13 protein-coding genes are annotated in these 12655 nt (G+C 58.4%); 10 read left to right on the plus strand and 3 right to left on the minus strand.

Going from position 1 to position 12655, the window contains the following annotated elements; all coding sequences use genetic code 11:
* Window positions 1–119: 119 nt before the first annotated feature.
* The 4 genes from ACHZBS_RS18890 (at window position 120) to ACHZBS_RS18905 (ending at window position 3307) form a co-directional block, all read left to right on the plus strand.
* Window positions 120–578, plus strand: a complete 459-nt coding sequence (locus ACHZBS_RS18890) for a Spy/CpxP family protein refolding chaperone (protein ID WP_319408081.1) — start codon at window positions 120–122, stop codon at window positions 576–578.
* A 95-nt stretch (window positions 579–673) separates the two neighbouring features.
* Window positions 674–1075: a hypothetical protein gene (locus ACHZBS_RS18895; RefSeq protein ID WP_319408082.1), complete on the plus strand. Its 402-nt coding sequence runs from the start codon at window positions 674–676 to the stop codon at window positions 1073–1075.
* A 206-nt stretch (window positions 1076–1281) separates the two neighbouring features.
* Window positions 1282–1989 (plus strand): response regulator transcription factor, encoded by a 708-nt coding sequence (locus ACHZBS_RS18900; RefSeq protein ID WP_319408083.1) that lies wholly within the window; start codon window positions 1282–1284, stop codon window positions 1987–1989.
* A complete protein-coding gene (locus ACHZBS_RS18905; protein ID WP_319408084.1) occupies window positions 1967–3307 on the plus strand; it encodes a HAMP domain-containing sensor histidine kinase in 1341 nt (446 codons plus the stop codon). The genes ACHZBS_RS18900 and ACHZBS_RS18905 overlap by 23 nt, the downstream gene beginning before the upstream one ends.
* Here ACHZBS_RS18905 and ACHZBS_RS18910 read toward each other — a convergent pair.
* Entirely contained in the window at window positions 3284–3907 is a 624-nt protein-coding gene (locus tag ACHZBS_RS18910; protein ID WP_319408085.1) for a site-2 protease family protein, read from the minus strand. The genes ACHZBS_RS18905 and ACHZBS_RS18910 overlap by 24 nt on opposite strands.
* A gap of 467 nt (window positions 3908–4374) precedes the next feature.
* Between ACHZBS_RS18910 and ACHZBS_RS18915 the strand changes: the two genes are divergently transcribed.
* The 6 genes from ACHZBS_RS18915 to ACHZBS_RS18940 all read left to right on the plus strand — a co-directional run bounded on the left by ACHZBS_RS18915 (window position 4375) and on the right by ACHZBS_RS18940 (window position 11028).
* Window positions 4375–6474 carry an FAD-dependent oxidoreductase gene (locus ACHZBS_RS18915; protein WP_319408086.1) on the plus strand — a complete coding sequence of 700 codons (2100 nt, stop codon included), beginning with the start codon at window positions 4375–4377 and terminating at the stop codon, window positions 6472–6474.
* A gap of 236 nt (window positions 6475–6710) precedes the next feature.
* Window positions 6711–8456, plus strand: coding sequence for a carbon starvation protein A (locus tag ACHZBS_RS18920; RefSeq protein WP_319408087.1), 1746 nt, complete (start codon window positions 6711–6713; stop codon window positions 8454–8456).
* Window position 8457: 1 nt separating this feature from the next.
* Window positions 8458–8934: a hypothetical protein gene (locus ACHZBS_RS18925; RefSeq protein WP_319408088.1), complete on the plus strand. Its 477-nt coding sequence runs from the start codon at window positions 8458–8460 to the stop codon at window positions 8932–8934.
* Window positions 8894–9184 (plus strand): hypothetical protein, encoded by a 291-nt coding sequence (locus ACHZBS_RS18930; RefSeq protein ID WP_319408089.1) that lies wholly within the window; start codon window positions 8894–8896, stop codon window positions 9182–9184. Before ACHZBS_RS18925 ends, ACHZBS_RS18930 begins: the two co-directional genes overlap by 41 nt.
* Window positions 9185–9340: 156 nt before the next feature.
* Window positions 9341–10276 (plus strand): ArsA family ATPase, encoded by a 936-nt coding sequence (locus ACHZBS_RS18935; RefSeq protein WP_319408090.1) that lies wholly within the window; start codon window positions 9341–9343, stop codon window positions 10274–10276.
* Window positions 10273–11028 (plus strand): poly-gamma-glutamate hydrolase family protein, encoded by a 756-nt coding sequence (locus tag ACHZBS_RS18940; protein ID WP_319408091.1) that lies wholly within the window; start codon window positions 10273–10275, stop codon window positions 11026–11028. The genes ACHZBS_RS18935 and ACHZBS_RS18940 overlap by 4 nt, the downstream gene beginning before the upstream one ends.
* Here the strand turns inward: ACHZBS_RS18940 and ACHZBS_RS18945 are convergent.
* Together ACHZBS_RS18945 and ACHZBS_RS18950 are read right to left on the minus strand one after the other, a co-directional pair.
* Window positions 11022–11768: a protein-L-isoaspartate(D-aspartate) O-methyltransferase gene (locus tag ACHZBS_RS18945; RefSeq protein WP_319408092.1), complete on the minus strand. Its 747-nt coding sequence runs from the start codon at window positions 11766–11768 to the stop codon at window positions 11022–11024. The genes ACHZBS_RS18940 and ACHZBS_RS18945 overlap by 7 nt on opposite strands.
* Before the next feature lie 101 nt (window positions 11769–11869).
* Window positions 11870–12526 carry a lactate utilization protein gene (locus ACHZBS_RS18950; RefSeq protein ID WP_319408093.1) on the minus strand — a complete coding sequence of 219 codons (657 nt, stop codon included), beginning with the start codon at window positions 12524–12526 and terminating at the stop codon, window positions 11870–11872.
* Window positions 12527–12655: the final 129 nt, after the last annotated feature.

Genomic DNA, 12655 nt, shown 5'->3' on the forward strand with positions numbered 1-12655 from the left:
TTGTTACAAACCGATACGCATTTGAAAAGCTCTTTTTCTGCAGGTGCCTCATATTCGGTTCAGACGATGACATTGCCGTCATTCACCGTAAAAAGGATGTAAACCCAAAGGAGGCAGCTATGAAGAAAAAAAGCGGTATGATCGTTATCACCCTGTGCGCACTGTTTCTGATTGGCGGAGTCGCGGCCTGTAAACACGGGCATCACCCCGGCGGCTTCGACGAGTTCGACCTGGCGGCGGCCACGGACCGGATTGCATCCCGGCTGGATCTGACGGAAACCCAGACGGCGGATCTCAAGCAGATCGCCCGGGAGATCGCCGAAAAAGCCAGGGCCATGCATGCGGATCATGAAAGCCAACACCAAGAATTAGCCGATCTGGTGCGCCGGGAAGCCATCGACCGGGAGGAGGTCGATCAGTTGATCGATGAGAAAATGGCCAAGATCAGGGAGATGGCGGATTATACTGCCGAACGCCTGATTGCCTTCCACCAGGACCTGACACCGGAGCAGCGCGAAAAGATCGCCGCGCATATCGAGAACCATGCTTCCGGCGACTGTCGGTTCGGTTGGCGCTGATCGGCGCAAGGCAGCGCAAGCCGCTGGCGCGACGGCTCCCGCGACAGCGGCTTGCGCATTGGTCGTCCATGAAGTGTTCACGAAAGGGGGAGGGAATGAGGTCAAGACGATGGAATATTAAAATGTGTATTTTTCTGGTCGCTTTGGTTTGCATCAGTGTGGCGGGATCGATTCACGCCGCGGATTTTTTCCCGCTGGATGTTTGGGAGGAGCTGCGTGACTGGCAATGTAAAAAGGATGTCGGGGATGGGTTCGGTCCCAAAGCCGATCATCGGCCGATGTCACCGGGGCCGGCCGCTTTCCCCTGGGATGTCCGGGAAGCGCTGAATGCGCTCGGCGGCGATGCTGGGTCCCATGGCACCCGCTTCTCCTTGAAAATCGTTGCTTCCCGTCGAAAGGGTGCCAATCCGTACTGGCTCCCGGAGGAACTCCAGGCGGATCCGCGGCCGAATGCAATGACAGCCGGATTTGAGGCTTATCTGACAGGTTCCCGCTGACTTTTCTCTTGCCCAGCATTGTCACCAGGGCGGTTCAGTGGATGGTTCCCAAAGTAGATCCGTCGCGCTATCGCCGGAGAGCCTCGGAGGTCATTGGAGCTGCCTGGCCGCTTGACCACGATGCCGGCCCTTTCTTTTATGCCCGGAAACTGCTAACTGACTGGCAACCCATAACTGTACCAAACGGCCTTTACAGGATGTGCCTTATGGATCAGACCGTTCTGGTCATCGACGACGACGACAAACTCAACCGGCTGCTCAAACGCTTTTTACGGGATTACGGCTTCGAAGTCTATGCGGCCATTGACGCGGATGAGGGCTTGAAAAAAGTCCGGACCGTGCAGCCGGGACTGGTGATTCTGGACGTCATGCTGCCAGGCATGACGGGCTTCGAGGTCTGCCGACGCATCCGTGAATCCAGTGCCGTACCGATCATCATGCTGACCGCCCGGGGTGATGTGACCGACAAGGTGGTGGGCCTGGAACTGGGGGCCGACGACTACCTGCCGAAACCGTTCGAGCCCCGGGAACTGGTGGCGCGCATGCAGGCCGTGCTGCGTCGGGTCCAGCATACCGGTTCCGACCGTCGGCGGTGCTTCGGGGAGTTGTCCATCGATTTTCACCGCCGCCTGGCGTTCATGGACGGCCGGGACGCGGCCCTGACCACCACCGAATTCGCCGCACTGGACTTGCTGGTCCGGCACGCCGGCCGGCCCCTGGACCGGGATGAAATCATGCAGACCCTGCGCGGCATCGACAGCGAATGTTTCAACCGGGTAGTGGACATCACCATGAGCCGACTGCGCCAGAAGCTGGGTGACGATCCCAAACATCCGCAGTATATCAAAACCGTGTGGGGTACCGGATACATGTTCGTGGCCCGGGAGTCGGATGATGAAGCCGCGTCGCCTTAAACGGATGTTCGGTTCGGTGTTCACCCGGCTGTTGATCGTCACGGTGGTCGCCGGCCTGGCGATCAACGTTACGCTGATCGTCGGGCATCTGATCATCCGGTTCCACAATGAAAATGCATTCGAGCGTGATCTGCTGAATAACCTGGTATTGTACACCGAGTACCTGGTCGACGACCTGGGCGACCCACCGGACGAAGGCCGGGCCCAAGAGATCGCCCGGCGCACCGGCCTGGTGATTCGTTTCGAGCATCCCGAGCATGGCTGGCAGACCGGACCGTTGCCGCGGTTTTTCAACCTTCACCGGGCCCACGTTCACCGTTATGCTTCCGGCATGTGGGTGGGCAGCAGCCGAGGCAACCATTTTCTGCGCATCCTCCACGGCGGCGGCGAACTGCTTTTTATCGTTCCCCGGGATGGATATCACGGGGGAGACAACCTGTGGGTGGTGGCGGTCATGGCATTGCTCATGGGCCTGATTCTGGCAGGAGCCTATCGCGTCATCCGCAAAACCCTCACCCCCCTGCACGCCTTGAAAACCGGTGTGGACCAGGTCGCGGCAGGCAAGCTCGATCACCGCATTCCCGAGGTGGGGGCCAGCGAGCTTCGCAGGCTGGCCCAGGCGTTCAACGACATGACCCGGCGTCTCGACCAGCTGCTGCACAGCAAGGAGCAGCTGCTCTTGGATGTCAGCCACGAGCTGCGCTCTCCCATCACCCGCCTGAAGGTGCAGTTGGAATTTCTCAAGGATGCCGAAACCAAAGAGTCCCTGCGGGCGGACGTGGCCGAGATGGAAGCCATGGTGACCACGCTTCTCGAGTCGGCCCGCCTGCGGCATGCCGCCGCGGCCTTGAATTGCAAGCCCGTCGATATGGGAGAACTGATCCGATCCCTGGCCGCAGACGTTTGCGACGTGAAGCCGGGTGTGGTTGTCGGCGAATTGGCAGATGTACCGGTGGTGGCGGATCCCGAGAAGATCAAGACCGTCCTGCGCAACCTGCTGGAAAACGCCCTGAAGCATACCCCCGAGGACGGATCGGAAGTGTGCATTGCGATGGCGGCCTTGCCGGACAGCATCGAAATTGTCGTGGCAGACAAGGGCGAAGGGATTCCCGCCGCAGCGCTGCCCCACCTCTTTGAACCGTTCTATCGACCGGATGTTTCCCGCTCCAGGAAGACCGGCGGCTACGGTCTGGGCCTGAGCCTGTGCAAGGCCATTGTGGATGCCCACGGCGGCAGCATCGAGATTGCCAGTACCCTCGGCGAAGGCACGCGGGTGACAGTCACGCTGCCCCGGTCAGCCGATTCCCAGAAGTTGTAAAATCATCTGGATAGGATAGTAGACGAACCGATCCAATACGTGGAAATACATCAGGGCCAGCACGATCATGAACCCGTAGGGCTCGATACGGCTATAGGCCATGGCCTGTTTAGGCGGCAGAAGCCCCACCATCACCCGGCCGCCGTCCAGCGGGGGGATGGGGATCAGGTTGAACACGGCCAGGAAGACGTTGAGCTGGATGGCGATAATGAGAAAGAGTAAAAGCCCATGGATATAGATGCCCGCAACGACCATGCCTTTGAAAACCAGTGTGAGAACGGCCGCCAGAAAGAGGTTGATCATCGGACCGCCTAACGCCGACCACATCATGCCACGCCTGGGATCCCTGAAGTTGCGGGGATCGATGGGGACCGGTTTGGCCCAGCCGAAGACCACCGGCGACTTCATCAGGATCAGCATGGCCGGCAGCAGAACGGTGCCGAAGGGGTCGATATGGTCCTTGGGGTTCAATGTCAGGCGGCCCTGGGCTTCGGCCGTATGGTCGCCCAGACGTCGGGCCACCCAGCCATGGGCGAACTCGTGAAACGTCAGAGCCATGAACAGCGCCAGCACTTTGAGCAGGATCAATCCGATATCCACAATATAGGGTTCCTTCGTTCAGCGTTACAATGCTTTAATAGTACCGTCGAAATACCCGTATACCATCCCGCACCGTTTTTATAAAACGCTTTTCGTCTATTTAAATGGGGATCCGGCATGGATGTCCGAAAGGCGCCTGTCCCATTTACAAAACGTAAAAGTCCCTGACACATTTCGACCGGCCTCCGGGATGATGCGACTACCTGATTCCATGCATAAGACGGCAAAATCCGAATCAATATGGATAACCTTGTAAAAAGTCTCCGATGTGTCATTCCCGCGCAGGCGGGAATCTATAACTATATGAAACTTATGGATCCCCGCCTACGCGGGGATGACAATAAATCTGAGATTTCGACTTTTTACGATTCCATTAATATTCATTTCATTTTCTTTCCGGCCTGATCTGGCACATCTCTCGCTTTATCGAGTTTAACGCTTTTATTCATCCGACCGGAGAGGAACGCATGGCCATCACGGCAATCCTGTTTATGGGAGGGCTCGGTTTCACCCTTGCCGCTGTGCTGGCGGCGGCGTCCCGACTATTTCATGTCGACGAAGATCCGCGCCTTGCCGCCATCAAATCCGTGTTGCCGGGACTGAACTGCGGCGCCTGCGGATACGCCGGGTGCGAAGGGGCGGCCAAGGCGCTGCTTGCCGGCAGGGCATCGGTCACCGTCTGCGCTGCCGGCGGCATGGACGTGATCGATGGGCTGATGCGCCTGACCGGAAAAGGAGGCGGAATTGTCGAACTCCCCGTGGCGACAGTCCACTGTTTCGGCCCCGCGCGCATGGCGCCCCTTTTCCTATACCAGGGGCCGGCGGACTGCCGGGCGGCGGCCATGCTTTACGGCGGGTGGAACGGCTGTGAGAGCGGTTGCCTGGGCGGCGGCACCTGTGCGTCGGTCTGCCCCTTCCATGCGATCCGTCCGGGTGCGGACCGGCTTCCCCGGATCGATCCTGATCGATGCAGGGGCTGCGGTCGTTGTGCCGATGCCTGCCCCCGGGGTGTCATTCGGATGGAAACCCTGTCCGACCGGCTGCTCCACCTGGATCGGACCTCGGATTGCCTGGCGCCCTGCCGGCAGAAATGCCCGGCGCAGATCAACGTCCCCGTTTTCGTCGGCCATCTGATTCGCGGGGAGAGAGAAAAAGCCCTCCTGACCATCAAGATGCGCAATCCCTTCCCGTTGGTCGTGGGACGCACCTGCCCCCATCCATGCGAGAATATCTGCCGACGAAACATTGCCGACGAAGGCGTGGCCATCGGCCACCTTCAACGGTATCTGGGCGAGTGGGAGCGGCAATCTGGAAGGCGGATACCGATGGCCTGCCTGCCGGACACCGGCCGGCGGGTGGCCGTGGTCGGCAGTGGACCGGCGGGACTTTCCTGTGCCTATTTTCTCCGGCGGCTGGGACACCGGCCGACCGTATTCGAAGCCCGCTGCGATCCGGGGGGCATGCTGCGTTACGGCATACCCGCCTACCGGCTGCCCAGGCATATCGTAGATTGGGAAATCCGAGGAATCCTGGAGCTGGGGGTGGAGATCAGGACCCAGGCGGCACTGGGCCGGGATTTCACGCTGACGGCGTTGCGGCATGAAGGCTATGAAGCGATTTTCCTGGGTTTGGGCGCCTGGACGATTCCCCCGCTGTGCGTGTCCGGCGAAGCTGCCGAGGGGGTCTGGCAAAGCCTGGACTTTCTGGCGGCGGTGGGGGTGGGCGACCTTCGGAATCTGAAACATAAGCAGGTAGTGGTGATCGGGGAATCGAACACCGCCATGGACTGCGCCCGCTGCAGCATTCGTTTGGGGGCGGGAGCGGTATCCGTCATTTGCCCCCGGGACCGCCAGGAGGTGTCGGCGCGCAAACGGGATGTGACCCGTGCCGAGGCGGAAGGGGTCTGTATCCGCTTTATGACGCGTCCGGTGCGGATTCTTGCAGAACCATCCGGCCGGGTCGAGGGGGTGATATGCCAGCATGTCATGCCGGATCCGGATGCATCCCCAAAACAGGATTGCTATTTTCCCATACCGGGATCCGATACCCGTATCGATGCCGACCTGGTCATCGTTGCCTGCGAACGGAAACCGGATCTGGAGTGCCTTCTGGAGGGCGAAGATGCGGCAATCGGTTTTAAAACCACCCCGGCGACCACGCTGGCGGCAGACGACATCACCTTGATGGCGGCGGCTCCGGACATTTTTGCGGCCGGTGACATGCATACGGGCCGGGCCACGGTGGTCGGTGCCGTTGCCGGCGGCCGCAGGGCGGCGCGATCCATCCACCATCTGATTACCAACGGGGAAATCCCGGTACCCGGGAACCTTCACCGCAGAGTAAATCCCCGCAGCATTCTCAAAGGCATCACAACCGCTCCAGGTCCCCCGCGGGTGGCCCTCAAGGAACTGCCCGTGGCGGTTCGCACCCGCTCGTTTACCGAAGAAGTGGTGGCGACGCTCACCGATAGACAGGCGCATCGGGAAGCGCAGCGATGCCTGCAGTGCGGCACCTGCTGTTATGCCTACCCGAACGATTTTCCTCCTGCGGGCTTCCCGTCCGGTTGATGTATCATCGGTTTACAAGGTGTAAAAGGAACGGACATACGACCCTGAATACGGATAACCGCTTGGTGCGGTTTATTTTTTCCTACCGGCTGTTTTACTTGCCAATATGAGATGTTCTCATTTCTGTGGATCATGGCATACCCGTTGCTCAAGTGAAATAAGAGGACCCAAGGGCAACACCAAGAGGCATCTTTGGTTGCCCGCAACCGATATTTCAAACTGGAGAGGAGGGTTTTATGAATGTCCTTTTGGTAATGATCGCTGCCTTTGTCGGGTATATCGTGATGTATCGGCTCTATGGCCGGTATATCGGCCGCAAGATCTTCATGCTGTCATCCGGCGCCAAACCGCCATCCGTGGAATTGGAGGACGGCGTCGATTATGTGCCGACCAAAAAGGAGGTCATCTTCGGACATCATTTTACATCGATTGCCGGAACCGGTCCGATCGTCGGTCCGGCCATCGCCATCATCTGGGGCTGGGTGCCGGCGCTGCTCTGGGTGTTTGTCGGCAGCGTGGTCATGGGCGCGGTGCATGACTTCGGTGCCCTGATTATCTCCATGCGCAACCAGGGCAAATCCATCTCCGACTACACGGCCAAGTACGTCAACAGCCGAACCCGGTTCCTCTTTTTCCTGATCGTTTTCCTGGAGCTGTGGATCGTTATCGCCGTCTTCGGCCTGGTGATTGCCATCATTTTCGCCATGTACCCTCAGTCCGTGGTCGCCGTGTGGGTCGAAGTGCCCATCGCCATGGTCCTGGGATATCTGGTCTACCGGAAGAACAAAAGCGTGATGGCGCTTTCCCTGTGGGCCGTGGCCATCATGTACGTCTTCGTTCTCCTTGGGCCGTATATGCCGATCAAGATGCCGATCGTCGCCGGCATACCGGCCACCGGCGTATGGACCATCATTCTGCTGGCCTACGGGTTTATCGCATCGGTCCTCCCGGTCACGGCGCTGCTCCAGCCGCGTGATTTCATCAATTCCCATCAGTTGGTCATTGCAATGACCCTGCTGGTCCTGGGGGTTTTTGCGGCGGCTTTCGGCGGGCACCTGGAGATGGTCGCACCGGCCGTTCAGCTCGCGCCGGAAAAGGCGCCCGCCATGTGGCCCTTTCTTTTCATCACGATTGCCTGCGGCGCCATTTCCGGTTTCCACGCCCTGGTGTCATCGGGCACATCGGCCAAACAGGTGCGCAGTGAGGACGACTCGCTATTTGTCGGCTACGGGTCCATGCTCATGGAAGGGGCACTGGCTACCCTGGTGATCGTGGCCGTGGCGGCGGGAATCGGCATGGGGTACACCACCAAGTCGGGTGAAACCCTGACCGGTGTTGCCGCCTGGACCACCCACTATTCGTCATGGGCAGCGGCGGCCGGTCTCGGCTCCAAGATTTCCGCCTTTGTGGACGGTGCGGCCAATATGATCATGGCTTTGGGCATTCCCAAGCAGTACACCCTGGCGATCATGGCGGTCTTCGTGGCCTCCTTTGCCGGCACCACGCTGGACACCGCCACCCGCATCCAGCGCTATGTGCTCAGCGAACTGTTCGTAACCCTTAAACTCGATTTCCTGACCGGCAAGTACACGGCTACCGCCATTGCCGTGGGAAGTGCCCTGATCCTGGCCTTTGCCACCGGTGCCAGCGGAAGCGGTGCCCTCAAGCTATGGCCGTTGTTCGGGGCCGTCAACCAGACCCTGGCGGCGCTGGCGCTGATCGTTATCACCCTTTATCTCAAGGCCAAAGGCGGATTCAAGTGGCTGGTCGCCGGAATTCCGGCGGTCTTCATGGCGGTCATGACCCTCTGGGCGGCTGTGTTGAACCAGTTCCAGTTCGGCAGCGCGCACAATCTGCTGCTGCAGGCCATCAATATCATCATTATCCTGATCGCCGCGTGGATTGTCATTGAAGGGGTCATCAAATTTTTCCAGACGGATGACATGTCGGATCAGGATGCAGAGGTGGTTACGGTTGCCTGACATGGCCATGCAAACCAGACTCAAGAAATACTACTTTTGTCTTTTACTGCCGCCTATTGTGATCGTCGCAGCCGTCCTCACGGCCCGGGCGTTGAATCTGATCGTGCCGCTGCACCTGGCGGACGGCCAGGTTGTCGCCCGGGCGCTTTTCATCCTTGCCATCATCCTTGCCGCCGCGGCTCCGGTCCTGTTGCGGACCCTTTTTGCCCACCGGATGCGACTGGCAACCCTTACGCCGCAAGCGGAATGGTTCCGTTTGCAGCAGCGGCTGATCGGGGTGGCGCTGTTAACCCCCTATCTGGTCCTGGTCACCTGCCTGGTGGATCTGCCTCGATTTTACCATGCCGGTGTCATTCTCTCGGCGCTCTACGCCGGCTATTATCACTATCCGTCTGCACGGCGGATTGCCTTCGATCAGAGGATTTTCAGAGTCGACCATGGATTCGATATTCGAGAAATTCAAAGACAGGGCCGTTGAGCTGTGGAAATCCGCTGATGTCGCGGCGCGGGGAAAAGCCTCCGACCTCCTCGACCATGAAGTCGGAGAACTGGAGAATATCTTCGCCTTACTGGTTCTGGGCATGTTTGTAGGGCTACCGTCACCGCCGGTGCAAATCACCCTGGAACTGATGCCGGCGATGGAGCGGGAACTGTGCCTGATGCTATCAAAAGTGGCGACTGCCCATGATCCGCTGGGTGAGCTGTTTGCCGTACTGGGGATCGATTAATGCCTGACGGTTCCGTAAAAAGACCGATATCTGCGTTACGCTTCACCCCTCGTCAATGCGGCGTACGACCAGTACGCCTCATTCCTCGGACTTTGCAGGCCTTGATCTCGGTCTTTTTACGGAGCCGTCTGAATTGGAACTTTTACGAGTGTATTCATGCATAGAGAAGGGCAAAAACCGGATATCCACTTTTTTATCGGCAAAGGCGGTGTCGGCAAATCGACTACCTCGGCCCTGACGGCGCTCTTCTTTGCCCGCTCCGGAAGGAAAACGCTGCTGGTTTCCATGGATCCGGCCCACAATCAGCGGGATCTCTTCGAGGCTGATTTCTCTGAAAAGCCAAAAAAAGTAGGGCAAAATCTGGCAGTCAAGGAGGTCGACAGCGACTACTGGATCAATCGGTACCTCTCGGAAACCCGGGAGCAGATCCGCAAAACCTATATCTACGAAAGCGCCTTCAATCTTCAAAACCATTTCAAGGTGCTCCAGTTTGCACCTGGGCTGGAAGAATACGCGCTGCTCATGGCCTTTGAAAATGTCCTGAGCCATGGGTCGAATAGGGATGTGATTATTTTCGATATGGCTCCGACGGCGCTTTCGCTGCGATTTTTTTCACTGCCCGGCATCTCCCTCGTGTGGCTCAAGGAACTGCTCACCCTGCGCGACCTGATCTGCAAGAAAAAGGAAATCATCTCGAAAATTCGTATAGGCAGCTGCGAGCTGGAGCGGGATCGCGTCAAACAGAAGATCGGCACCCTGGCCGCACGTCACACCCGCCTGCAGCAATGTTTTGCCGGTGATGCGACCCACGTTCACCTGGTCATGAATGCCGATCGCCTGTCGCTCTCCGAGGCGGTTCGCATCCACAGGCGGCTATCCGATATCCGTATCTCCATCGACCGGGTGGTGGTGAACAAGCTGAGAACCGACGATGGTATCGCGGCAATCGCGGAGCGGTTTGAACCGGAGCGGATGTCGCTGCTGCCCATGGCTGCCAACGATCTTGTAGGGCTTGAGGCAATGCAGGCCTATGTGGACATGCAACTAGCGGCGTTTCGGGATTTCATGCCGGCGGGCCGGATGGTAAATTGATCACCTGTCGGGCCCTGCCGGCGGACAGTCGGAAAAGACGGTGCGAAGCCATTGCCGCGGCTTTTTTCCAGGGGGAGTTGGGCGGAGGCGGCGCATGTGATTCACGCATTCGTTGGTCTTCCTTCCCGGGAGAACTTGAGATGGCACCTTGTCCTTCGTTTGCTGTGCTTCAGGCCAATGAAACCATCGGTGCCGATTACCGCATCCGTGTATGTCACGGGCGATCCGGAATCGCGGTTATGGCCATCCACGGGGGCGGCATAGAACCCGGAACCACCGAAATCGCCGAAGCCGTTGCGGGAGAAGTGCACACCTTTTACTCGTTCAGCGGACTGAAACCGTCCGGCAATGCATGCCTGCATATTTCCAGCCGAAAATTCGACGAACCGGTGGGGCTCGACATCGCCCGATGCGCCCGAACGGTGATCACCATCCATGGTTGCAGGGATACCAAGGTAATCACCTATCTGGGAGGGCGACATCACCGGCTAAAGCTGCAAATCAGACAGGCGCTCACCGCAGCCGGTTTTCCGGCGGTTGACGGCTTGCGGTTTCCCGGCACCAATCCCAAAAATATCTGCAATAAAAACCGGTCGGGCATGGGGGTGCAGCTGGAAATTTCCATCGGCATGCGCAAGCGTCTTTTTGAAGACATCACACGCCTTCACCGCAAACGCATCACGCCGTGTTTTATTGATTACGTCCATGCGCTGCAGTGCGGAATCGAAGCGCTGCAGAACAACAATCAATAGCTCCTTCCCTGCTCGTTCACCATGGGCACGAAACGGACATCCACGATCTTTTTCTGTTTGATTTCACCGTTCTGTTTGATCAAAAGCAGCAATTGCTGATCGCCGGCGCCTCTTACGGGGATGACCATGCGGCCCCCTTCGGCGAGTTGTGCTTTGAGCGGCTCCGGAACAATGCCCGGTGCGCAAGTGACGATGATGGCGTCAAAGGGGGCATGCTCGGTCCAGCCCTTATAACCATCGCCGATTTTTACTTGGATATCCTTATATTCCAGAGATTGTAACGTCTCAATCGCCTGACGCCCCAATTCGGGGACAATCTCGATGGTGAAGACCAAAACGCCCATTTCGGCCAGCACGGCGGCCTGATACCCGGAGCCGGTACCGATTTCAAGGACCCGACGACCGGGTTCGACCGCCACCAGCTGGGACATCAGGGCAACGATGTAGGGTTGGGAGATGGTCTGCCCGTGGCCGATGGGCAGCGGGGTGTCGTTATAGGCCAGGTTGCGAAGGTCGTCCGGAACGAACCGATGGCGGGGGACGGTGGCCATGGCCGTTAACACCCGGGCATCCACGATATCCCGTGCGCGTAATTGCCGGATTACCATTTGTTGCCGTTGCCGATCGAATTTCTCTTCCGCCTGCTCAGCGGCCGAGTCAACGGATTGAAACACCGCGACGGTCAGCAATATTGCCAGACTGCGACATATCTTTTTAGTTGACCGATTCGCTGAAGTCATTTCCCATCTTCTCCTGGCTCCTGGCTCCTGGCTCCTGGCTCCTGGTTTCAGACTCCTCAATGCTGAATTCCTGAATGCTTCACCGAGCGCTTATCCCTTTTCTACAATCCCAGGTCCTGGTTGATCAGGATGATTTTGATGCGGCCTTTGGGAAAGCATTTTTCCGTGATGCACCAGGTGTTGCAGATCCGATCCGGACTGCTGCAGTCCATGCAAACGGCCGTTTTCATGCAGGGCGTCTTCAGTCCCGGATGCCGGATCGCGTTGGCCGGGGCCGCGACTGTCTTGACACGCCGCATGGCGTCATCCAGGGTCGGGACGATTTTATTGCGACCGATGAACAGCACCACGTGCTTTGGCCCGAAGGTTAGGCCGGCCACCCGGTTGCCCACCATGTCCAGGTTGACCAGCACCCCGGTTTCCGTGACGGCGTTGGATCCGGTGAAAAACAGATCGGTAAGCAGGGCCTGCCGGCGGCGTTCCAGTCGTTCCTGCGGGGACGCCTGCGCGTCAAAGGGGTCGATCAGTTGGATGCCGGGGTCGGATTTGACGGCATCCAGCACACCGGTGGCCAGCATGGTCATCGAATCGCCCCAGGCCGCGGTTTTTACTTCGATCCCGGGGAGGATGTCATTTTGGAAGACGGCCCCGGCGGATTGGGTGTCGGCGGCCATGAAAACCTCGAAGTTGTTTTTTTTCAGGGACTGCCTGCAGCGTTCCAACCGCAGTTGCCAATAGGTGTCGATGGGATCGGGCATGATGGGTTCCTGTGGTGAAAAAGGGTTCTGGGATTCGAGGGGTCAAGGGGTCGAGTGGTCTTGCTTGATTGCTGATATATTTTTCATATGGCCAGTCGGCGGCAAATGCAATGCTTTTTGGACAAGCTT

The organism is uncultured Desulfosarcina sp. (assembly GCF_963664155.2).
GTDB lineage: Bacteria > Desulfobacterota > Desulfobacteria > Desulfobacterales > Desulfosarcinaceae > Desulfosarcina.

Bases quoted from the DNA above. Each gene is read 5' to 3' on its own strand.
- ACHZBS_RS18890 (WP_319408081.1), top strand. From the start codon at position 120: ATGAAGAAAAAAAGCGGTATGATCGTTATCACCCTGTGCGCACTGTTT.
- ACHZBS_RS18895 (WP_319408082.1), top strand. From the start codon at position 674: ATGAGGTCAAGACGATGGAATATTAAAATGTGTATTTTTCTGGTCGCT.
- ACHZBS_RS18900 (WP_319408083.1), top strand. From the start codon at position 1,282: ATGGATCAGACCGTTCTGGTCATCGACGACGACGACAAACTCAACCGG.
- ACHZBS_RS18905 (WP_319408084.1), top strand. From the start codon at position 1,967: ATGATGAAGCCGCGTCGCCTTAAACGGATGTTCGGTTCGGTGTTCACC.
- ACHZBS_RS18915 (WP_319408086.1), top strand. From the start codon at position 4,375: ATGGCCATCACGGCAATCCTGTTTATGGGAGGGCTCGGTTTCACCCTT.
- ACHZBS_RS18920 (WP_319408087.1), top strand. From the start codon at position 6,711: ATGAATGTCCTTTTGGTAATGATCGCTGCCTTTGTCGGGTATATCGTG.
- ACHZBS_RS18925 (WP_319408088.1), top strand. From the start codon at position 8,458: ATGGCCATGCAAACCAGACTCAAGAAATACTACTTTTGTCTTTTACTG.
- ACHZBS_RS18930 (WP_319408089.1), top strand. From the start codon at position 8,894: ATGGATTCGATATTCGAGAAATTCAAAGACAGGGCCGTTGAGCTGTGG.
- ACHZBS_RS18935 (WP_319408090.1), top strand. From the start codon at position 9,341: ATGCATAGAGAAGGGCAAAAACCGGATATCCACTTTTTTATCGGCAAA.
- ACHZBS_RS18945 (WP_319408092.1), bottom strand. From the start codon at position 11,768: ATGACTTCAGCGAATCGGTCAACTAAAAAGATATGTCGCAGTCTGGCA.
- ACHZBS_RS18950 (WP_319408093.1), bottom strand. From the start codon at position 12,526: ATGCCCGATCCCATCGACACCTATTGGCAACTGCGGTTGGAACGCTGC.